Annotated in this window: 18 protein-coding genes and 1 tRNA gene; 14 read left to right on the forward strand and 5 right to left on the reverse strand. The window is 59.8% G+C overall.

The genetic code is table 11. The features are described from left to right. Positions 1-240 precede the first annotated feature (240 nt). From MAIT1_RS14890 to istB, 6 genes are all read left to right on the forward strand, one after another. A complete protein-coding gene (locus tag MAIT1_RS14890) occupies positions 241-2,664 on the forward strand; it encodes an EAL domain-containing protein (RefSeq protein ID WP_085444354.1) in 2,424 nt (807 codons plus the stop codon). 306 nt (positions 2,665-2,970) lie between these two features. Then, entirely contained in the window at positions 2,971-4,791 is a 1,821-nt protein-coding gene (locus MAIT1_RS14895; protein WP_085444355.1) for a Na/Pi cotransporter family protein, read from the forward strand. Between the two features lie 150 nt (positions 4,792-4,941). Beyond that, positions 4,942-5,166, forward strand: coding sequence for a hypothetical protein (locus MAIT1_RS14900; protein WP_085444356.1), 225 nt, complete (start codon positions 4,942-4,944; stop codon positions 5,164-5,166). Between the two features lie 287 nt (positions 5,167-5,453). Next, positions 5,454-6,320: a DUF5692 family protein gene (locus MAIT1_RS14905; RefSeq protein WP_085444357.1), complete on the forward strand. Its 867-nt coding sequence runs from the start codon at positions 5,454-5,456 to the stop codon at positions 6,318-6,320. Positions 6,321-6,686: 366 nt separating this feature from the next. Beyond that, positions 6,687-8,186 carry an IS21 family transposase gene (gene istA / locus MAIT1_RS14910; protein ID WP_143814646.1) on the forward strand — a complete coding sequence of 500 codons (1,500 nt, stop codon included), beginning with the start codon at positions 6,687-6,689 and terminating at the stop codon, positions 8,184-8,186. Next, a complete protein-coding gene (gene istB, locus MAIT1_RS14915) occupies positions 8,183-8,983 on the forward strand; it encodes an IS21-like element helper ATPase IstB (protein WP_085444358.1) in 801 nt (266 codons plus the stop codon). The genes istA and istB overlap by 4 nt, the downstream gene beginning before the upstream one ends. 426 nt (positions 8,984-9,409) lie before the next feature. Here the strand turns inward: istB and pyrF are convergent, their stop codons facing one another. From pyrF to MAIT1_RS14935, 4 genes are all read right to left on the reverse strand, one after another. Next, the gene (gene pyrF, locus MAIT1_RS14920; protein ID WP_085444359.1) at positions 9,410-10,138 is read right to left on the reverse strand and encodes an orotidine-5'-phosphate decarboxylase; all 729 of its coding nucleotides are present in this window, start codon (positions 10,136-10,138) and stop codon (positions 9,410-9,412) included. A gap of 4 nt (positions 10,139-10,142) precedes the next feature. Then, a complete protein-coding gene (locus MAIT1_RS14925; RefSeq protein WP_085444360.1) occupies positions 10,143-10,493 on the reverse strand; it encodes a hypothetical protein in 351 nt (116 codons plus the stop codon). A 303-nt stretch (positions 10,494-10,796) separates the two neighbouring features. Further along, complete coding sequence (gene dapB / locus MAIT1_RS14930; protein WP_085444361.1) at positions 10,797-11,606, reverse strand: 4-hydroxy-tetrahydrodipicolinate reductase; 810 nt, start codon at positions 11,604-11,606, stop codon at positions 10,797-10,799. 233 nt (positions 11,607-11,839) lie between these two features. Next, positions 11,840-12,760, reverse strand: coding sequence for an AEC family transporter (locus MAIT1_RS14935; protein ID WP_085444362.1), 921 nt, complete (start codon positions 12,758-12,760; stop codon positions 11,840-11,842). A gap of 141 nt (positions 12,761-12,901) precedes the next feature. On the opposite strand from MAIT1_RS14935, the gene ppk2 reads away from it, so the two are divergent. Next, positions 12,902-13,822, forward strand: a complete 921-nt coding sequence (ppk2, locus tag MAIT1_RS14940; RefSeq protein ID WP_198947912.1) for a polyphosphate kinase 2 — start codon at positions 12,902-12,904, stop codon at positions 13,820-13,822. A gap of 211 nt (positions 13,823-14,033) precedes the next feature. Continuing rightward, complete coding sequence (locus tag MAIT1_RS14945; protein ID WP_085444363.1) at positions 14,034-14,501, forward strand: DUF302 domain-containing protein; 468 nt, start codon at positions 14,034-14,036, stop codon at positions 14,499-14,501. A gap of 181 nt (positions 14,502-14,682) precedes the next feature. On the opposite strand, the gene MAIT1_RS14950 is transcribed toward MAIT1_RS14945, so the two are convergent. Further along, a tRNA-Val gene (locus tag MAIT1_RS14950) sits at positions 14,683-14,757 on the reverse strand. 148 nt (positions 14,758-14,905) lie between these two features. Between MAIT1_RS14950 and MAIT1_RS14955 the strand changes: the two genes are divergently transcribed. From MAIT1_RS14955 to MAIT1_RS14985, 6 genes are all read left to right on the forward strand, one after another. Then, on the forward strand, positions 14,906-15,850 hold the full coding sequence (locus tag MAIT1_RS14955; protein WP_085444364.1) for a uracil-DNA glycosylase: 945 nt from the start codon (positions 14,906-14,908) through the stop codon (positions 15,848-15,850). Positions 15,851-16,006: 156 nt separating this feature from the next. After that, positions 16,007-16,753: a 5'/3'-nucleotidase SurE gene (gene surE, locus MAIT1_RS14960; RefSeq protein WP_085444365.1), complete on the forward strand. Its 747-nt coding sequence runs from the start codon at positions 16,007-16,009 to the stop codon at positions 16,751-16,753. Next, positions 16,735-17,412: a protein-L-isoaspartate(D-aspartate) O-methyltransferase gene (locus MAIT1_RS14965; protein WP_085444366.1), complete on the forward strand. Its 678-nt coding sequence runs from the start codon at positions 16,735-16,737 to the stop codon at positions 17,410-17,412. The genes surE and MAIT1_RS14965 overlap by 19 nt, the downstream gene beginning before the upstream one ends. 7 nt (positions 17,413-17,419) lie before the next feature. Continuing rightward, on the forward strand, positions 17,420-18,001 hold the full coding sequence (locus MAIT1_RS14970; protein ID WP_241893488.1) for a YqaA family protein: 582 nt from the start codon (positions 17,420-17,422) through the stop codon (positions 17,999-18,001). Then, positions 17,998-19,422 carry a peptidoglycan DD-metalloendopeptidase family protein gene (locus MAIT1_RS14975; protein ID WP_158089529.1) on the forward strand — a complete coding sequence of 475 codons (1,425 nt, stop codon included), beginning with the start codon at positions 17,998-18,000 and terminating at the stop codon, positions 19,420-19,422. The genes MAIT1_RS14970 and MAIT1_RS14975 overlap by 4 nt, the downstream gene beginning before the upstream one ends. A gap of 407 nt (positions 19,423-19,829) precedes the next feature. Next, positions 19,830-20,873 (forward strand): IS110 family RNA-guided transposase, encoded by a 1,044-nt coding sequence (locus MAIT1_RS14985; RefSeq protein WP_085444369.1) that lies wholly within the window; start codon positions 19,830-19,832, stop codon positions 20,871-20,873. Positions 20,874-21,119 lie beyond the last annotated feature (246 nt).

Genomic DNA, 21,119 nt, shown 5'->3' on the forward strand with positions numbered 1-21,119 from the left:
TTTTGCATTGTGGTGATGGCGCGGTTTTGTCGCCCGTTCCTGCGTATCTGGCAACTTTCTATTGGCCTGACTCTCAAATTCTTGCACAATGGTTTGTATATGGTAAGTAAATAACGTTAATTTCACGTAATTCATCTCTTTCGCTGTGCGCCAAGAGTGGGCATCCCCTCGGCGCGGGAATTGATTGGCATCTGGTCGCCTGATCGCAGGCTACGGTTCCTAGAGCTGAAAGAGTCTCCTATGCGCTCTCCTGTCTATCGCAACGCCATTCTTGTCTCCCTGGCCTGGACTGCGGTTATGGCTCTTTCGCTGGCTTGGCAGGTGGCGGAAGAGAAACGTCAAGCGCTCACGCTGGCCACCAGCGCCGCCCACGCCAACTTCAATAAAGATCAGGCCTATCGCAACTGGGCCTCCAAGCATGGGGGGGTCTATGTGCAGCCCGATGAGCGCACCCCGCCCAGCCCCTATTTGGCGCACATCGCCGATCGCGATGTGGTTACCACCGGGGGCAAACAGCTCACCTTGATGAACCCGGCCTATATGCTGCGGCAGATGATGGATGAGTATGGCCAGCTCTACGGCATCAGAGGGCGCATTGTCGGCATTGTCTATCTCAACCCCAATAATGAAGCGGACGCCTGGGAGGCGCAGACCATTCGCGAGTTCGAACAGGGCGCCAAGGAGAAGGTTGAACTGACCGAGATTGACGGCGCGCCGTACATCCGCCTGATGAAGCCCATGGTGATGAAGCAGCACTGCCAGAAGTGCCACGGGCATCTGGGCTTCGCCAATGGTCAGGTGCGCGGCGGCGTGAGCGTCTCCGTGCCCATGGCGCCCTATAACGACTCCGCCACCCATGGGATACAGATCGCGGCGGTGAACCATATGGGGATCTGGCTGCTGGGGCTGGCGGGTGTTTGGGGGGTGGGATGGCGCAGCCAACTCTCCTATCGGGAGCGTGAACGCCATGTGAACGATCTGCTGCTCTCGTCCCATGTGTTTGAGTATTCGCAAGAGGCGATGCTGGTCACTGACAGCCAAGCCAGAATTCTCAGCGTCAACAGCGCCTTTACCCGGCACACAGGGTTTTCCGAAGAGGAGGCGGTCGGTCGCACGCCAAGTTTGCTCAAATCCGACCACCACGACCCGATGTTCTACGCACAGATGTGGCAAGAGTTGCTGACCAATGGCTCCTGGCAGGGGGAGATCTGGAACCGGCGCAAAGGGGGGGAGGTGTTCGCCGCCTGGGAGACCATTGTGATGGTGCGCAATCCTCAGGGGGAGATCACCCACTTTATCGGCGCGTTTACGGACATTACCGAGAAGAAGCAGTGGGAGGAGCGCATTCACCATCTGGCCCATTTTGACGTGCTGACCGAACTGCCCAATCGCGCATTGTTCAATGACCGACTGGAGCATGCGCTGGCGGGCGCCAAACGCGAAAATCGTCGTATGGCGCTGATGTTCCTGGATCTGGATGGTTTTAAACGGGTGAATGACTCGCTGGGACACGCCCATGGCGATCTATTGTTGCAGGAGGTGAGCTGTCGTTTGACCCGCTGCGTGCGCAATGCCGATACCCTGGCGCGCCTGGGCGGCGATGAGTTTGTGGTGTTGCTGGAGCATGTGCAGGAGGAGGGGGATGTGCGCCTGGTGGCCGAGAAGGTGCTGCGCGCGTTGCGCGAGCCGGTGATTCTGGATGGGCGGCATGAGGTGTTCGTCAGCGGCTCGCTGGGGGTGGCGCTCTACCCCGACGATGGCAATGATGTGCGCGCATTGCTCAAAAACGCCGATACCGCCATGTATCAGGCCAAGGATTCTGGCAAGGATTGCATCGTCTTCTACCAACCGGAGATGAGTGATCTGGCCACGGTGCGCCTGACCTATGAGTCGGATCTGCGTCGCGCACTACGTGAGCGACAATTGCAGGCGTACTATCAGCCAAAATTCGATCTGTCACAGCAGAAGATTGTGGGGTTTGAGGCGTTGGCGCGCTGGATTCATCCAGAAAAGGGGATGATCTCCCCGGGGGTGTTCATCCCATTGGCCGAAGAGTTGAACATGATCGATCAGATCGATGCGGCGATTATGGCGCAGGCGGTCAAGGACGCCATGAGTTGGCGTCAGGCGGGCTATGACCTGGTGGTCTCGGTGAATGTGTCTGGCCGAGAACTGGAGCGCGGGGATGAGCTGGCGCAGCGGGTGGAAGTGCTGCTGGAGCAATATGCTCTGCCGCCGCAGAACTTGCAGATCGAAATCACCGAATCCGTGCTTATGGAGTTGACCGAGCGTGTGCAGCAGGCGCTGAACGCCCTGCGTGGTTTGGGCGTCTCGGTGGCTATTGATGACTTCGGCACCGGCTACTCGTCACTCAGTTATCTGAAAAATCTGAGTGTGGACGTGATCAAGATTGATCAGAGCTTCGTGCGCGAAATCACGCGCGTGCGCGAGGATCAGGTGATCGTGCGCGCCGTCATCGCCATGGCCGAGAGTATGGGGCTGTCGGTGCTGGCTGAGGGGGTGGAGGCTGAGGAGCAGTGCCGCTTCCTGCGCAAAGAGGGGTGCCATCAGATTCAGGGGTATTGGATCAGTCGTCCGACGCCGTTGGAAGAGACGTTCCCTTTGCTGCGCGAATACGACAATCTCCAGCGACTGAAGGCGTGATCGTTGGATTTGCTGTTTAGGGCGCCGCGTGGTTGTGCTCTTTTGTCGTCCACTGGCGCTCTCCCTCTCCTTTTCGGTTTTCAATACATTCCGCGCACATCGCCACCCTTGTGTGCTGAATCGTCCTGCCGCTCTTTGCCCGCCTCTTGAGGGTAGTCATCTCCTGCGCCATTGATTTTCGGTAGCGATCTTATTATGTTTTCATGAAGTTCATATTCTCGTCATAATTTTGTGAATCCCGCCCGACCGCACGCATTGTGCTGATGATGTTCACAGCGCCTCCAGGGCGCTCATGGAGTTGCCCCCATGCTCAAACGCATCCTCTTGCCGACAATTTTCTTCCTGCTCGCTTATGGCTTCTGGATTAGCCCGAATTTTAAAGAGATCAGTGCGGGCGTCTCGATCTTTCTGTTTGGCATGCTGTTTCTGGAGGAGGGGTTTAAGGCGTTTACCGGCGGCGTGCTGGAAAAGCTGTTGCAGCGCACCACTGACCGCCTGTGGAAAAGTCTGGGGTTTGGCGTCATCACCACCACCATCATGCAATCCAGCTCGCTGGTGTCGGTGATCACCATCTCCTTTATGAGCGCCGGGCTGATCTCGCTGGCGGCGGGGATTGGAATCATCTTTGGCGCCAATATCGGCACCACCACCGGCGCGTGGTTGGTGGCTGGTTTTGGTTTGAAAGTGAAAATCTCCGCCTACGCCATGCCGATGCTGGTGTTTGGCGTGATTCTGGTGTTTCAGCGCTCGAAAAAATTGCGTGGGGTGGGTCAGGTGTTGGCGGGGTTGGGGTTCCTGTTTCTGGGCATCCACCATATGAAAGAGGGGTTTGAGGCGTTCCGCGAGACCATCAATCTGGCGGAGTTCGCCATGCAAGGTTTTGCGGGCCTGTTGGTCTACTGCGCCATCGGCGTGGCGGCCACTGTGGTGATGCAGTCCAGCCACGCCACATTGGTGCTCATCATTACCGCGCTGAGCGTCAATCAGATCACCTATGAGAACGCGCTGGCGCTGGCCATTGGCGCCAATATCGGCACCACCATCACCGCCATCATCGGCGCCATGAGCGCCAACTACCAAGGAAAGCGTTTGGCGGGGGCGCATCTGCTGTTCAATGTCTTTACCGGGTTGGTGGCGATCCTGTTTATTGCCCAGTTTAAGGATGCGGTGGAGTGGATTAGCAACCATGTGGGCATTTCGGCGGATGATTACGCCCTGAAGCTGGCGGTGTTTCACACCATCTTCAATGCGGTGGGCGTGGCGTTGATGTCGCCGCTGGTGGGGCGTCTGGTCACGCTGTTGGAGCGGGTGATCAAACAACCGGCCACGGAACGGGTGGAGGCGCAATTTCTCAATGAAGCGGTCTATGAGTTTCCAGAGACCTACGTGGAGTCGGTGCGCAATGAGGCGATGCACCTGTATGATAACGCATCGGAGATGATCGCCCACGGACTGAGCGTGCATCGTCACCATATGGTGGAGGATGATGAGGAGGCGTTAGAGGAGCGCTTGCGCGCCAGTCGCGAGGTGATTGAATTCGATCTGGACGCCATCTATCTGGCCAAAGTGAAGACCCTGCACGCCGCCATCATCGAGTTCACCAGCAAGGCGCAGCAACATGAAATGCCCCGTGATGTGGTGGAGCAGGTGTATGAGGTGCGTCGGGCGTGCGCCTTGATTGTGCAGTGTGTGAAAGACGTCAAACACTTGCGTAAGAACATGATGCGCTACATCGTCTCCAGTAACGACGATATCCGCAATGAGTACAATGAGATCAGAATTCAGATCATGCTGCTGCTGAAGAAGATCAACGAACTGCGCGACGGTGTGGGCGAGCTGGGCGACGTGCTCTCTTTGGATGACTACAAAGCCTATATGGAGGAGGGCAACGCCATTGTGACGGGGGCGTTGGACCAGATGATCCGCGATGGGCGGGTCAGCGCGCAGATGGGCTCTTCGCTGATGAACGATCTGGGCTATGCGCGGGATGTGGTGTGGAACTTGGCTGAGATGGGCGAAGTGTTGTTTGGCTCGAAAAACGCCTCTGACCGCGCTGCAGAAGCGCTGTTGGCGTTGGATGATGATGATATGGCGGACATGGAAGGGGCGCACTCCGCGCCAAAGTGATGCTTGGACGCTTATGCTGTGGTCTCAGAGACGCTCTTTCCAAGATATAGTCTCTTTGACACACAGATGTCACATGGCTGCGCCATAGTGATGATGAATGAACGTGGCGGGGAGCCACGCGGATTATCTTCTGGCGGATGAGGCGCGCTGATGCTCAAGAGCTTGCTGAAAAAAATTGAAGACGAAAAGAAAAGCGAACAGGTGAAGGCGCTGAAAGCTTTGTTGCGCAAGCTCAAGGAGCGCAAGAAGAGTCTGGAAGCAAAAATGGAGAGCGCTTCATCCAAAAAGAAAGTGCAGTTGAAGACACAATTGAAAGTCATTCATGCGCAGCGCAAAAAAGGGATTAAACTGGTCAAGTCCCTGAAGTCGTCCTGAGGCGGGGCGGGCGTTCGCGATCACTGTGGGGCGTCCAGTTTGTGCTTCTTTTTGTGGAATGAGAAAAGGCGCGTTTGCGCCTTTTTTTATGGGCGCAGTCCGGGGCTCTACAGCATGGAGGCGTTGAGCTGGAGCAGTCAGGCTATTCACTCCGGTGTCTGTCAGAAGTGCGCATATGACGAGGCGCACTATCCCCAGGCCGACGTTCAGGGTACTCTTTTGCAGCATATCTCTCCCCCATGCGAGATATGGGATTTCTCCATTCGCTTAATGAATTTGGAACGAGTATGACCATTGCCCTTTGGATTGTTATTGCGACCCTGATCTTTTTCCTGGTCGTGCGCGGGCTGATCAATCAAACGCCGCGCATTCAGTTGGCGGTCTATCTGCTGCTGCCGGTGGCCCTCGGGGTGATCTTTGCGGTGCGCGGAGCGGACATCACCGGCTTCTTCGCCTACATCAAATTTGTCCTGATTCTTTCGGCCACGCTGTTCACCATGGGGCTGCGCTATCGCGGCTGGGTGGAGCGGCCTTGGGCGCGGCTGCTGTTCTACTTCCTGATCCTCTTCAATCTGGTGGAGGCCGCCACCTTTGATCTCTACGACTATCTGGCCAGTACGCCGGAGGTCCCGCTGGGCGGCAGCGCCATCAACTTTGTCGCCTGGGTCATCATCATCCTGACCCTCTCCTATCCGCGTCTGCTGACGCTGGAGAACTCCGACAAACGCACGCTCCATTTTGACATCGGCTGGGGCTGGGTGATCGCCTACACCATCTGCGACTATGTGTTTCTGTTTGGCTCCAATGCCCCCGGCGAAATTCCAGGACTGTGGGGCGGCTACAACATTATTCAGTTGGCTGTGCCGCTGCTGCTCATCGGGCGCGACGCTTCGCTGTATATGCAGATGCGCGTCTATGCGCTGACCTGGAACGTGTTCCTGCCGTTGGCCTATCCGCATCCGCCGTTGATGTACCAAACGCCCGATTGGTACGGCCCCAATCTCATCACGGCGTTGGAGTTGGCCTCGTTGGCGGCGGCGCTCTATCTGGTGTGGCGCTCCTGGAACTGGGTGCGCAGCAGCCAAGAGGGGGAGGGCGCGCCGCGTAATCTGCTGGAGTCGGCGCTGTGTCGACTGGGTTTGGCGACGCGCTGATTGGCGTTGTGCATATTCAGTCGAATTCTATATTGGACGTCGGCGAATTTGAAAATGGAAGATATCGAGGGCGGCGCCCTCGAACTCCCAAGATCAACAGCCACACCGTGATTCAGGCCATCCATGGCCTTCACCCTTCGGGCTCGCTGCGCGAGTCCGATTTGGCAATCCTGCCAAATCGTGGGGCGCCGCCCTGAATTGCACACCTTTGGCCGCTGGGGGCGCGGCTTGAGAATGGCGCCGTAAAAATGCATCACTGAAACAGCTTGGATCGTCCAAAAATGGCGGTCCAAAAATCCCACACCAGAAAAAGCTCTCTAACTCAGAAAACTCAGTCATAGAGTTTCCGGGTCAGGGGGTGGGAGGATGTATTCAGTGAGCATGTACAGAGAAGTGCGTTTGGCGGTAACCAGAGGCGGGATGAGCAAGCGCAAGGCGGCGGAGGCCTTTGAGCTGGATCCGCGCACGGTGCGCAAAATGATGGAGAACCCTGAGCCGCCAGGCTACCAGCGGAGCAAGCCGGTCCGATTGCCCAAACTGGGGCCGTTCACCGGGTTCATAGATCAGATTCTCAAGAACGATCTGGAGAAGATCAAGAAGGAGCGCCACACCGCGCAGCGGATATATGAACGGCTGTGCGATGAATACGGCTACGACGGGAAATATGGCGCGGTCAAGGAGTATGTGCGCGGCAAGCGTCTGCATCTGAAAGAGAAGTTTGTTCCCCTCAGCCATGCGCCCGGACACGCCCAGGTGGACTTTGGGCAAACGCACGGCGTGATCGGCGGCGTGGAGCGCAAGATCCACTTTTTCTGTATGAGTCTGCCCTACAGCGACGACAGCTTCGTTATGGGCTTCCCCGCGGAAACCACGGAAGCGTTTTGTGCGGGGCATAACGCCGCCTGTGATCACTTCGGCGGCGTTCCCCAAAGCATTCTGTACGACAACACCAGCATCGCCGTGGTCAAAGTTTACCGGGATGGTCGCCGAGATCTGACCGAAGAGATGATCCGGCTGCAATCCCATTACCTGTTCGATAGCCGCTTTGGCCGCCCGGCGCGAGGTAACGACAAAGGCAAGGTCGAGGGGCTGGTCGGCTACGCCCGACGCAACTTCATGGTCCCGGCTCCCCGCTTTGAATCGTTTGATGCGCTCAACGCTCACCTGCGCCAGAAATGCCTGGAGCGTCGTCAACAGACATTGCGAGGCTGTCAGCGGAGTATCGGAGAACGATTTTCCACAGACCAGGCGGCGTTCCTGCCGCTGCCGCCAATTCCCTACGACGCTTGCGAGAAGGTGAGCGCCAAGGTCACATCCCAGGCGCTGGTGCGCTATCGAACCAATGACTATTCGGTTCCGGTGCGTTATGGCTTTCACGATGTGCAGGTGCGGGGCTACATCCACGAAGTGGTGATCGCCTGTGGCGCTGAGGTGATTGCCCGGCATCCACGCTCCTATGCGCGTGAGGACGCCATCTATGACCCCTTGCACTATCTGGCGCTGCTGGAGGAGAAACCCAGGGCGCTGGATCAAGCCGCCCCGTTGCAAGGATGGGAACTGCCAGATGAGTTCGCCACCTTGCGCCGTCTGATGGAGTCCCGCCTGGGTAAAAAGGGCAAGCGGGAATATATTCAGGTTCTGCGCCTATTGGAGACGTTCTCCTTTGAACAGGTCCATTTTGCCGTGCAACAGGCGTTGAAGTTGGGCGCCATTGGCTTTGAGGCGGTCAAACATCTGCTGATCCGGCACATTGAACAACGTCCGCTCCGTTTGGATCTGTCCCGATATCCCTTTTTGCCCGAAGTGCATGTGGCGCGTACATCCGCCAGGGATTACGCCGCGTTGACGTCAGGAGAGCAGCGATGAACGACTCTCCGCAGATCCTCCTGGCGCACCACCTCAAAGCGCTCAAACTGCCCACATTTTATCGAGAATATGAAAAGATCGCCAAACAGTGCGCGGCGGAAGGCGTTGATCATAGCCGATACCTGCTGCGACTGAGCGAACTGGAGTTGATTGAGCGGGAGCGGCGCATGGTGGAGCGACGTATCAAACAAGCCCGGTTTCCCACCATCAAGAGCCTGGACTCCTTTGATTTCCTGGCCATGCCCTCATTGAACAAGGTTCTGGTGATGGAGCTGGCGCGTTGCGAATACATTCAGCGCCGAGCCAATATCATCGCCTTGGGCAACAGCGGAACCGGGAAAACCCATATTGCGTTGGGATTGGGCCTGGCCGCCTGTCAGCAGGGGTTGGCGGTTGGCTTCACCACTGCTGCGTCGCTGGTACACCAGTTGATGGAGGCGCGCGACGAAAAGCGGCTGCAGCGTTTCCAGAGTCAGTTGAGTAAACACAAGCTGTTGATCATCGACGAATTGGGCTTCGTCCCACTCTCCAAAACGGGGGCTGAGCTGCTCTTTGAGGTGATCAGCCAGCGCTATGAGCAGGGTTCAGTGATGGTGACCAGCGACCTGCCGTTCGAGGAGTGGACGGAGGTCTTCGGCTCCGAGCGCCTCACCGGCGCCCTGCTGGATCGGTTGACCCATCATGTCCACATCCTGGAGATGAACGGCGAAAGCTATCGACTGAATCAAAGCAAACGGCAAAAGCGCGCTGCAGAAACAAAAGCTTCCTGCTCAAATAGCAAAACCGACCCTTCCTGAAACTGGCGATCCTGCCCACTTGCGGCTCCGGGAGAGGCGGACGCTCCGCTATCCCTGTGGAAAACGAAAACACGTTTCCCACAGGTCTGCCGCCTCTCCCTCATTCTGAATCTCAAGTGTGTTGAAAAGATGTTTTTGTTCGTTTTTTTAAAGACAAAGGAAAACGGCAAACCCCGTTGTGCGCTACGCGCCCAACCAATGCCCAAGTGATGCATTATTGCGGCGCCATGGTGCTGCATTTTTCGGGCGCCATTGACAGCGGCTCCCAGACCCCGCCGCCGACCAGTCGGCGGCCAATAGTCAACGCGAGCTCAACCTGCGTCACGCAAACATTGGGCGTTCTGTGCCCTTTTGGCTTTCATGGCAATAAAAAAAGCGCGCTGGCCAGTTGGTCAGCGCGCTTTTTATTGGCGGCCTCTGCGAGAATCAATCAAACATCGATGCGATGGTCTGCTGAATGCCCTCGGCGGCGGCGCGGGGATCCTCCGCATTCTTGATGGGGCGGCCCACCACGATGTAGTCGGCGCCGTTGCGGAAAGCGTCCTCCACCGTCACCACGCGCTTCTGATCGTCCGCCGGGCGATTCTCCACCGGACGAATGCCCGGGGTGATCACCAGCAGTTGGTGGTCCACGCGGTCGCGCAGCATGGGTGCTTCCAAACCCGACGAGATCACCCCGTCACAGCCGCAGGCCAGCGCGCGCTTGGCGCGGGAGGCGACCAGATCGGCCACATCGCACTGAAACCCCAGGTCGTCCAGGTCGCCCCGGTCCAGGCTGGTGAGCGCGGTCACCGCCAGGATCTTCATGTCGCCCTTTTCCGACGCAGCGGCCTGCATGATGCCGTCGTTGCCATGCACGGTGAGGAAGTGAATGCCGCGTCCGGCCAACTGCTTGGTGGCGCGCCGCACGGTCTCCGGCACGTCAAACAGTTTGAGGTCGGCAAACACCTTCTTGCCCTGGCCCTGCAACCACTCCACCAGTTCGAAGTAGTCGCCGGAGAGAAACATCTCCAGGCCCAGCTTGTACACGGTCACCGCATCGCCCAACTGCTGCGCCATGGCGCGCGCAGTGGCTTGGTCCGGCACATCCATGGCGAAGATCAGGCGGTCGCGGCTGGGAATCCCCTTGGCGGCGGAGAGCGGCTTATCGGCCATGAACTTACTCCTCGCCCTCTTCCTCGGCTTCCTCTTCTTCCTCTTCCTCTTCCTCCATCTCAATGCCGTCCACGGTGCGGCCCAGGAAGTCCCAGGAGGTGCGCTCGGCGCCAAACACATTTTGATCCTGCGCCAGCGCCTCGGACAGCGTCACGCCCGCTTCGCGGGCATAGTGCAGCGCCTCGTCCTCTTCGATCACGTCTTCCAGGATGTAGACTTCAACCTCATCCTCGAACCAGTCTTCCATATTGAACTTGCGGGGTTCGTCGAGTTTGGTCAGGACCGCTTCCTTGTTGCCGAACTCCAGAGTGACCACTTGACCGGGCTTCAGATTGGCGATTTCAACGCTTTCCACTACGCATTCCCCTTACGTGATACAGCGCAGTCATGCCGTCCGTTGGGACCAATGCCGCGCACTGTTGGATATTAGCTGGCGCTTATATTAGCCGCTGATCGCGCCTATTGCCATAGCAAATGATGGGGTGAAAAGTGGACTGAAGAGCAATTGGAAGATGAAAGATATTGAGGGCTTCGCCCTCAAACTCCCATAAGATCAACAACCAAACCGTGGGGCGCCGCCCCACAGCCCGCTGGGGGCGCGGCCCCCAGACCCCGGAAAATCCCGCCATAAATGTCGGGATTTTCCACCTTTTTGTTCTCAGCGGAAGCCCAGGATGTCGCGCATGTCGTACAGGCCCGGCTGCTTGCCCACCACCCATTGCGCCGCACGCACCGCGCCTTTGGCGAAGGTCATGCGCGACGACGCGCGGTGGGTCAGCTCCAAGCGTTCGCCATCGGTGGCGAACAGGGCGGTGTGGTCGCCCACAATATCCCCGGCGCGAATGGTCGAGAAGGCGATGGTCTTGGGATCCCGCGCGCCGGTCTGGCCTTCACGACCGTAGATGGCCACTTCATCCAGATTGCGCTTCACCGCCTCGGCGATGGTCTCGCCCAGACGCACGGCGGTGCCCGAGGGGGCGTCCACCTTGTGGCGGTGGTGCGCTTCGATGATCTCAATGTCGTAATCATCGCCCAGCGTCGCCGCGACTTCCTGGGCGATTTTGAACAGCAGATTGACTCCCACGCTGAAGTTGGGCGCCCAGACGATGGGGACCTTCTTGGCGGTGGCTTCCAGCAGGGCGCGCTGTTCGGCATTGAAACCCGTTGTGCCGATCACCATGGGGGTGTTGGTGGCTTGGGCGATCTCCAAATGCGCCAGGGTGGAGGCGATGACGGAGAAGTCGATGACCACGTCGGCGGCCTGGAAGGCGGGTTCCGATTCGCCATGGATGAGCACGCCGAGGTTGCCCACGCCGGCCACGCCGCCGGCGTCCTGACCGATGAGGTCGTGGCCGGGGAATTCGGTGGCGGAGGCGACGCGGCAGCCGGGGCGGTCGCAGGTGGCTTGGACGAGCATGCGGCCCATGCGCCCGGCGGCGCCGACGATGCCAATGGCGGTATCAGACATAAAATGGCTCCCAATCAAAACGCCAGGCACAAGCGTGCAAGAGAGGCGCAACTGTGCGATTCGGCGAAGAGGTTAAACTAACCGAGGTCCAGGAGGGCGTCCCTCCTGGCGGGTCCAGGGCGGCGCCCTGGCGGGTTGAGGGCGGCGCCCTCATGGGGTTTGGGGCGAAGCCCCAATATCTTTCATAATCAGAGAAACAAATTCTCACCCATCATCAAGATTCGCGCAACGCTTTACCCATTTTGCGTCAGGACAATCCATAGCGGCAGGGTGAGCATGGCAAGCAAGGTTTGGGCGGTGATGAGTCCGGCCATAAGGGGGGCGTCGCCGCCCAGTTGTCGGGACAGGATGTAGGCCGAAGTGGCGGTGGGCAGGGCGTGGAACAGCACCACGATCACCTGCGCCATGAGGGGCAGCCCCAACCAGTGGGCCAGAAGCAGCGCCAGCAGCGGCATGATCAGCAGTTTGACGCCCGACGATAGCCACAGGGTCCAGCCGGAGGCGCGCAGGGCGTCCCATTTGAGGCCCACGCCCACGGCCAGCAGGCCGATGGTCAGCGCCGGGGCGCCCAGGAGCTTGGCGGTGGGTTCCAGCCAGCCGGGCAGGCCGATGCCGGTGAGATTTAGAAACGCGCCGACTACGCAGCCGAGGATGAGCGGATTGCGCGCCACTTCCCGTAACAGCGGCGGGGTCGCGCCGGAGGGGTGGTCGCCGTGACGGGCGAAGATGGTGACGCAGAGCAGATTCACCAGCGGAATCTTCAATGCTATGAGCAGCGCGGCGGTGGCCAGGCCCACGGAGCCATACAGGGCGTCGGCGGCGGCCAGACCGATGTAGGTGTTGAAGCGGATCGCGCCCTGGTAGAGCGAAGTGAAGCGCGGCCCAGAGAGGTTCAGGGCGGGAAACGCCAGCCACAGCGCCGCCGTGACGGTGAGTAGGGGGATCGCCGCCAGCAGGGGGATGGAGCCCAGTAGCGCGGCGTCGAGCGGCGCGACGGCCAGTTTATGGATCAGCATGGCGGGGAACAGGACGTAGTAGGTGAAGCGTTCGGCCATGGGCCAGAAGGTTTCGCCGGGGAACTTCATGCGCGCCAGCAGCGCGCCCAGTAGAATGATCAAAAACACCGGCCCCAACGCCGCCCAGATCGCCGCCACATCCCTCTCCTACGCGAAAAAAATGCGTTCCAACGGGTGATTCCCCCTATTTGTCACGCTCCTCTCACACTTTGCCTCTAAAGCATGTTATCGTGAAAGATATTTTGTTAATGACCCCTGATAACGACGCAACGAGGCTCCATGAACAAGCGAACCCCGGTGAAGGTTGATATGGATGAACGCGCCGAGAAGTTGGCCGTTGAGAACGACAAACTGCGCGGTCGCGTGGATGCATTGCAACAGGAACTGCGCAAGCTCAAGAAGGAAGAGAAGAGCGCAGTGACCCGGCGACGGGAAGAGAAGTCGCTCAAGCCGTATCAGGCGGAGTTGATCAAGCTCCAGAATCATCTGGAGAAGACCCACATGAAGATGATCATCCTCTTCGAGGGTCGCGACGCGGCGGGCAAGGGCGGCACCATTCGTCGGGTCACCCGCTACATGAACGAAAAAGCCTACCGTGTGGTGGCGTTGGGCAAGCCGTCGGACGTGGAGCGCACGCAGTGGTATTTCCAGCGCTATGTGCAGCACTTCCCCTCCAGCGGCAAGATCGTGCTGTTCGACCGCAGTTGGTACAACCGCGCGGTGGTGGAGCCGGTGTTCGGTTTCTGCTCGTCGGAGGAGTATCACCACTTCATGGACGAGGTGACCGGGTTTGAGAAGAACCTGGTCAAGTCCGGGGTGATTCTACTCAAGCTCTATTTCAGTGTGACCCGGGATGAGCAGGCGCATCGATTCGACCGACGCAAGACCGATCCTTTGCGACAGTGGAAGCTGTCGGAGATCGACATGCAGGCGCAGGAGCGTTGGGACGACTTCACCTTGCAGAAGTATCGCATGTTGAAGGTGACCCACACGCCGCTCAATCCGTGGACGATCATCCGCTCCAACGACAAGTATCTGGCGCGTTTGAACGCCATCAAGGTGATTCTCAACTCGGTGAACTATGAGGGCCGGGATGAGACGTTGGACCATGCGATGGATCCGAACATTGTGATTTCGGGCGCGCGGGAGTTGGAGTTGATGGAGGCTGAACGGATTCGTTCCGGCAAGTTCAGCGACTGATTGCAGGGTTTTCCCGAATCCCGCCGCCCGCCATTTTATGGGCGGCGGGTGTTTTGCGCGCCTGGGCTCGATTTGGGCGAGGCGCTGGCGCGGCATTTGACGCTCTGGGGGGAGGCGAATGCTGCGCGCTGTATTGTGTGTTTTCCGCCTGATGAGCATTGGGCTTATTAGGCATGTACTGTTTCACAAAAATCTTTTTATGGAGGGTGGCATGAAAAAGGGCGTGATCGGTTTTATTTTGGGCGTGTGTGTAATGGGTCTGGTGGGGTGGACCCAGGCGCCGGGGATGATGTTGACGGAGCATCTCAGCCCCTTTGGCGTTGAGGAAACGGTGGCCAAGATCAGTGAAAACGCCAAAGCCGAAGGGTGGGTTGTGGCGGGCGTGAAGCCACTGCACAAGTCGGTGAAGAAGCATGGCGGCGGAGATTTGCCGCCGGTGATGTTGGTGAATCTGTGTCAGCCGGATCATGCGTACAATATTCTGAAGGATGATCCCAACAAGATCGTGTCGGTGATGATGCCGTGCACCATCAGCGTGTATCAGAAGTCCGATGGCAAGACCTACGTGGGGGTGATGAATGCGGGCTTGTTGGGGACAATGTTTGGCGGCAACGTGGCCAAGGTGATGGGCGACGCGGTGGCTAAGGAGCAGCAGAAGTTTATTGCATTTGCTCTGTAGGATTGTTCGCGCTGTGCTGTAGGAAGAGATCCCCCGGTTGCAAGATCGGGGGATTTTTTTGTCTATTGCGGAGCCAGTGGCCATGATCATAGCGTGGCGGCGCATGGGGCCATTGTGCGTTTGAGATGTTGGCCACACAAAAAAAGCGCCACCCAAAAGGGTGGCGCTTTGATTCGCAAAATGGTGGGCGGTACAAGGATTGAACTTGTGACCCCTGCCGTGTGAAGGCAGTGCTCTCCCGCTGAGCTAACCGCCCATGTTGCGCTTGAGGGATTGGTTTATACCGCCTACAATGCGCGCTGTCAAACCAAAAAAACCGTTTATCGCTTTCTGGGTGAAATTATCCCGCCAAGCGCACAACGCCGACAGCGGCGCAAACCGCATCGCGCCGCAGTGGATAGAATATGAGCGAGTATCACGATTGGTTGGCGACCTTCGCCTATCTCGAGCAGTGCGGCGTGGACGCCCTTACCGGCGACGCTTCCACCATCGCGCAATTGGCGGCGCTGGCCGGTCAGCCCCATGCGCCCGCTCCCTGGGGCATGGAGTGGCTGTCGCGTCCGCCCAAGCAGCCAGGCAAAAAAGCGCCGATAGGACGCGCTCAGGAGTCTTCACAGCAGACGGAGGCGGCGTCCAGTTGGCGACGTCCCGCGCAGCCATCCCGCACGCAACCGGTCGCGCCCAAACCCGCCGATGCGCCCGCAGCCAATGCGCCCATAGTCTCCATCGATTTGAATCGTCCACTGGGCGCCGAAGTGGCGCCGGAAGAGCGCCCCGCCGCATTGGATGAACTGAGTGCGAAGGTGGCGGTGTGTGAGCGGTGCCAGTTGTGTAAAAACCGCACCCAGGCGGTGTTTGGCGTCGGCTCCGCCACCGCGCCGGTGGTGTTCGTCGGCGAAGGGCCCGGGGCCGATGAGGATCGCCTGGGCGAACCCTTTGTCGGCGCCGCCGGGCAACTGCTCAACGCCATGCTGGGCGCGGCGGGGTTCCAGCGCGAAGAGATCTATATCGCCAATGTGGTCAAGTGTCGCCCGCCGGGCAATCGCAACCCGCTGCCCGAGGAGATGGCGCTGTGTCAGGGCTATCTCTATCAGCAGTTGGAGATCATCCGACCGCAGATGATCTTCGCTTTGGGGAAGTTCGCCATCCAGAGCCTGCTTGGCCATACCGGCGCCATCGCCAAGGTGCGCGGCCGTATTCATCACTGGCGTGGAACGCCGGTGGCGGCCAGCTATCACCCCGCCTTCTTCTTGCGCGCGCCCACCCGAAAACGCGAAGGGTGGGAGGATCTGTTGCGCCTGCGCGCCCATATGCGCACGCTGGATCAGAGCCTCGCTTCCGACGTCTGAGCACTGTGCGCAGCGGAAACGCTTCTTGACCATGGCATAAGGCGTGCATTGAGCCAACAGCCCCACCGTTGGCGCAGCGCCTCTTGCTGTGTCCCGGTCGGCGTGCGCGGGGTTTGGCTCTGCGGCGCGCGTGGGGATTAGCGTCAAAAGGGCGACATGCTGATACTTCTCACCAACGATGACGGCATTCAGGCTGCGGGTCTGCAGGCTCTGTACGCCGCGCTTGCGCCGCAGGCGCAGGTGGTGGCGGTGGCCCCGGAACAGAATATGAGCGGCGTCGGTCATGGTTTGACCCGCTCCGGCTCCCTGCGCGTCACCCGTTTGAGCGAATGGCAGGTGAGCGTGGACGGAACCCCCAGCGACTGCGTGCAGGTGGCGCTGCGGCAACTGCTGCGCCAGCCGCCGGATCTGGTGATCTCCGGCATCAATCTGGGCCCTAATGTGGCCGAGGATGTGACCTACTCCGGCACGGTGGGCGGCGCTTGGGAGGGGGCGTTGGCGGGCATTCCCGCCATGGCGGTGTCGGTGGATGGTCGTCGCGATCCTTGGCATTTTGATGGCGCGCTGCGCATGACGCAGATGTTTCTCTCCCAGTGGCGCGACCATCCGCTGCCCGCGGGCTGTTTTTTGAATATCAACGCGCCCAATTCGCCTCTGCATATGATCAAACGCCCTGTGGCCACGCGCCAAGGGCGGCGCGGGGGCCCGTGGACGACGACCAAACCCCTGGTGGAGGGGGGCGCGCCGCCGTTCTGGTCGCTGGATGACGCCGCCGATGCGGGCGAATTGCCCCCCGATTTTCTCATGTTGGAGCAAGGGTATGTCTCAGTGAGCGTACTCAATGCCGACATGACCCATGGCCCTGCAGCGCAACGGATGCGACAATGGATCGCTTTTCAGTAAGCGAAGCGGATCACCGCGAACGGGTGGCGGCGCGGGCGCGCAAGCGCATGGCGCGGGAAACCCTGCCTGCCCGCGGCATTACCGATGCGCGCGTGCTGGCCGCCATGGAGCGGATTCCGCGGCACTGGTTTGTAGAGGAGGCGCTGGCCGCCGAAGCCTATGGCGAGGCGACGCTGCCCATCGGTGAGGGGCAGACCCTCTCGCAAGCCTATACGGTGGCGCGCATGAGCGAGGCGTTGGCGCTGCGCGGCTCGGAGGTGGTGCTGGAGATCGGCGCCGGTTCCGGCTACCAGACGGCGATCCTGTCGCAGTTGTGCGCATGGGTTTACACCATTGAGCGCTTCCCCTCCCTGGCCAGTGGCGCGCGCCGACGTTGGCAGCGGTTGGGCGTGGATAACGTCACCCTGCATGTGGGGGACGGCACATTAGGATGGCCCCAGGCGCGCCAGTTTGATCGGATTTTGATTACCGCTGGAGCGCCAGTGACGCCGCAAAATCTGCGCGCCCAGCTCAGACCCGGCGGCGTTCTGGTGGCCCCCGAAGGGGATCGCCAATCTCAACAGATGGTGCGCGCTGGCTATGATGCAGCGGGCCAGTGGTGGCGCGAGATTCTCGAAAGCTGCCGATTCGTTCCCCTGGTCGGGGCACAAGGATGGTGACCGAACCATGATGCGCAAACTGTACGACTGGACCATGCATTGGGCCGCCCACCCCAACGCCAAAACGGCGCTGTTTCTGGTGGCGGTGGCGGAGTCCTCTTTTTTCCCCATTCCGCCGGATCTGCTGTTGATGGCCATGACCCTGGCGGCGCCGCCGCAGGGGTTGCGCTATGCGGCCATCTGCACCGCCGGGTCGGTGCTGGGCGGGGCGCTGGGGTATCTGATCGGCGTGTATGGCTGGGCCGCTATCGGCGAGCCGATCATTCAGTTCTATGGCAAAATGGACGCCTATAATCAGTTGGTGGCGTTGTTCGATGAACATGGGGCCTGGGTGGTGGCCATCGCCGGTTTCTCGCCGATCCCCTACAAGCTGTTTACGATTACGGCAGGGGCCTTGCATGCGGATTTCGCCATGTTCATGGCCATGTCGCTGTTCTCGCGCGGCGCGCGCTTCTTCCTGGTGGCTGGCGTCCTCAAATGGGGCGGCGACCGCTTGCGGGCCATGGTGGAAAAACATCTGGATCTTCTGACCATCGTTATTGTGGTGGCGGTGGTGGGTGTGGTCGTGATTATGAAGTGGTTGGCATGACGGGGTTGTTACAGCGTCTACGAGTGGCCGGGCGACGCCGCATCAGCGTCGGCGCCCTGGCGCTGCTGCTGGCTGGCTGCGCACAGATGCCCGAGCCGGTGCAGAATTTCAATGAGCGCGTGACGGATATGGCCAGCTCGCTGTGGCCGGAGTCCGGCAACCAGGCGCCGGTGCGCCGTGGCGGCGGACCGGCCGCGCCCGCCCGCGCGCAGGCCAAACCGCAGATAACGCCTGAGCGCATGGCGAGCAATCGCGCCGCTTGGGAGATGGAGCCCAGTCAGCGCATCCATGCATCCAACAGCGGCGTCTATCGGGTCAAGCCCGGCGACACCCTGTGGGCCATCGCTGCGGTGCACAATATGGATGTGCAGAAGCTGGCCAGCCTGAATGGCATTACCGACCCCGACATGTTGCGGGTGGGGCAGGAGTTGCGCACCAGCGAACCGGCGCGGGTGGTGCGCGCCAAGCCGGTGGACTTTGTGAAGGGCGGCGAAGTGGTGAGCAGCGCGCCTGCGTTGCGGCGTCCCGGCGTCTCCAGCGTCACCATGGGCGAACCGCCGCCGCCGCCTGGTTCGCAGCCGCTGACCCAGGCCCATGTCAAACGCTTTGGGCCGCCCGTGATCGCCAAAACCGCGCCGGTGGCCGCACCACCGGTTGCGCAGCAGTTCTCCGTTGGCGGTCTGAACCTGGCCGCCAGCAACGCCGCAAAGCCGACCCACAGCGCTGCGCCGGAAGAGCCAGCGTCGTCTCTTCGCGCCGGATTGAAACCGCCGGTGCCGCTGTTTGTCCTGCCCAGTGCAACGATCTCAACATCCAAGCCAAAATCGGAACCGGCCCCGGTCAAGAGCGGCCTCAAAGAGGTCAAACAGTCGTTGGCCAAGGCCAGCCTGAAAGCCCCCGCCAAGGCGGAAGATCCCGGCAATCGCGTGGCGCCGCCGCCCAAACGGCGCGATGGGGCCGATAGCGCGGCGGAAGCCAAGCAGATCGCCCAAGCGCGGGAGGATTATAAACGCTCCAACGCCTGGATCCTCAAAGCGGGCGCGCCGCGCAGTTGGCGTTGGCCGGTGAAGGGGAAAGTGATCTCCCAGTTTGGGAAGAAGGGCGCCAAACGCAATACCGGCATCGATATCGCCGCCAAGCGGGGCGAACCGGTGCGCGCGGCGGCGGCGGGGGTGGTCTCCTATGCCGACGACGGGTTGCCGGGTTATGGCAATCTGATCATTCTGCGCCATGGCGGCAAGTTTATGACCGCCTACGCCCACACCGAGAAGATTCTGGTCAAGAATGGCCAGAAGGTGCGCGCCGGTCAGGTGATCGCCCATGTGGGGCAGTCGGGCCGCACCGACAAGCCCAAACTGCACTTTGAACTGCGCAAGAAGATCACGCCCCTCAATCCGCTGCGCTACCTGCCGAAAAAATGATGCTGCGTCAGGCTGATGGGCCCTTTGGGGTCTGTTGGCCTGAGCATTCTGTGCGAGCAGTCACGACTTGTTCACCCTTAGAATATCGTTATTTCCATCCAGAAGTGAATGCCGGGATGCTCTCGCCATACGCATCCAAAACGGCACAGAACGGCCAATGTTTGCGTGATGTAGGCCCGCTTAGGTTGACTATAGTGAGTCAAAACCAAAACTGCACAGAACGACCAATGTTTGCGTGACGTAGATTGAGCTTGCGCTGACTCTTGGCCGCCGACTGGTCGGCGGCGGGGTCTGGGGGCCGCGCCCCCAGCGGGTGTAATGGAATGGTCCGCTCCGCTACCCAAACGCCCTCGCAATGGGCCAAGATGGTGGTGTGTTTTTCCATCTCAACGGAGTCGGAGCGGACCATGAGCAATCATATCGAAAACGGACAGGTACGGGTACTGGGTATTGATCTGGGCAAGAGCGTGTTTCAGTTGCATGGCGTCGATGCGCGCGGCAAGAGCGTTCTGAAACAGCGCTTGAAACGAGATAAGTTACTGGAGTTCATGGCGCAACTGCCGCCGTGCCTGGTGGGGATGGAAGCCAGTAGCGGCGCCCACCATTGGGCGCGGAAATTTCAGGGATATGGGCATGAGACGCGTCTGATGGCGCCGCAATATGTGAAGCCCTACGTCAAGCGGCACAAGAACGACAGCGTGGACGCCGAAGCGATTTGCGAAGCGGTACAGCGTCCCAACATGCGCTTTGTGGGGATCAAAAGCGTTGCCCAGCAAGAGATATTGTCGCTGCATCGGATACGCAGTCTGGCGGTGAAGAACCGCACGGCGTTGGTGAACCAGATTCGCGGACTGCTTGCCGAGTATGGGATTGTCTTTCCCAAGAGCATCAAACAGGCGCGGCGGGCGATTGTGCTGATTTTGAGTGATGAGAGCTCGGAAATGAGCGCCAATTTTCGCGTAATTCTGGAGGATGAGCGCGATGAGCTGGCGCATTTGGATGAGCGCATCGGCAAATATGAGCGTGAGATTGAGGCGCTGGCCAAGGCGGAGCCGCAGTGTCGATTGCTGATGACGATCCCGGGAGTGGGACCGATCACGGCGACGGCGCTGTTGGCGTCGGTGGGGGATGTGCGGGCGTTTAAGAATGGCCGGGAGCTGTCGGCATGGATAGGGTTGGTTCCAAATCAGCACTCCACAGGGGGCAAGGCGTGGCTGACGGGGATCAGCAAGCGGGGAAACGGTTATCTTCGCACCCTGTTGATTCATGGGGCGCGGGCGGCGTTGCGCGTGTGTGAAAACAAGCCGGATCGCCGCAGCCAGTGGGCAGTGTCGGTGTCGGAACGTCGCGGCGCAAATAGAGCAGTGGTGGCGCTGGCCAACCGCATGGCGCGCAGCGCGTGGGCGATGCTGGTGAAGCAGGAGGCCTATGGGGCCAGCGCCGCTGTGTAGAGAGAGCGCAATACAACTCTAAAAGAAAAACAGGCCGATAAGGAAAGAGAAAGAGATCCCACCAGCCAGGTTGCGAGAGAGAGTCGAGATTGATGGCGTGAAACGGCATAGCCCTGCGTGGTCAAGAACCTGTTTCGCCCAAGGGCCCATAGAGGCCGAGGGTGTGTTGAGGAGGGCCACGCGCAAATTCCATCAGGGCCAGAGGGCGACAAGCCCCTCATCAACAGGCCGGATACATGGGCGCGA

It is taken from the genome of Magnetofaba australis IT-1 (assembly GCF_002109495.1).
GTDB lineage: Bacteria > Pseudomonadota > Magnetococcia > Magnetococcales > Magnetococcaceae > Magnetofaba > Magnetofaba australis.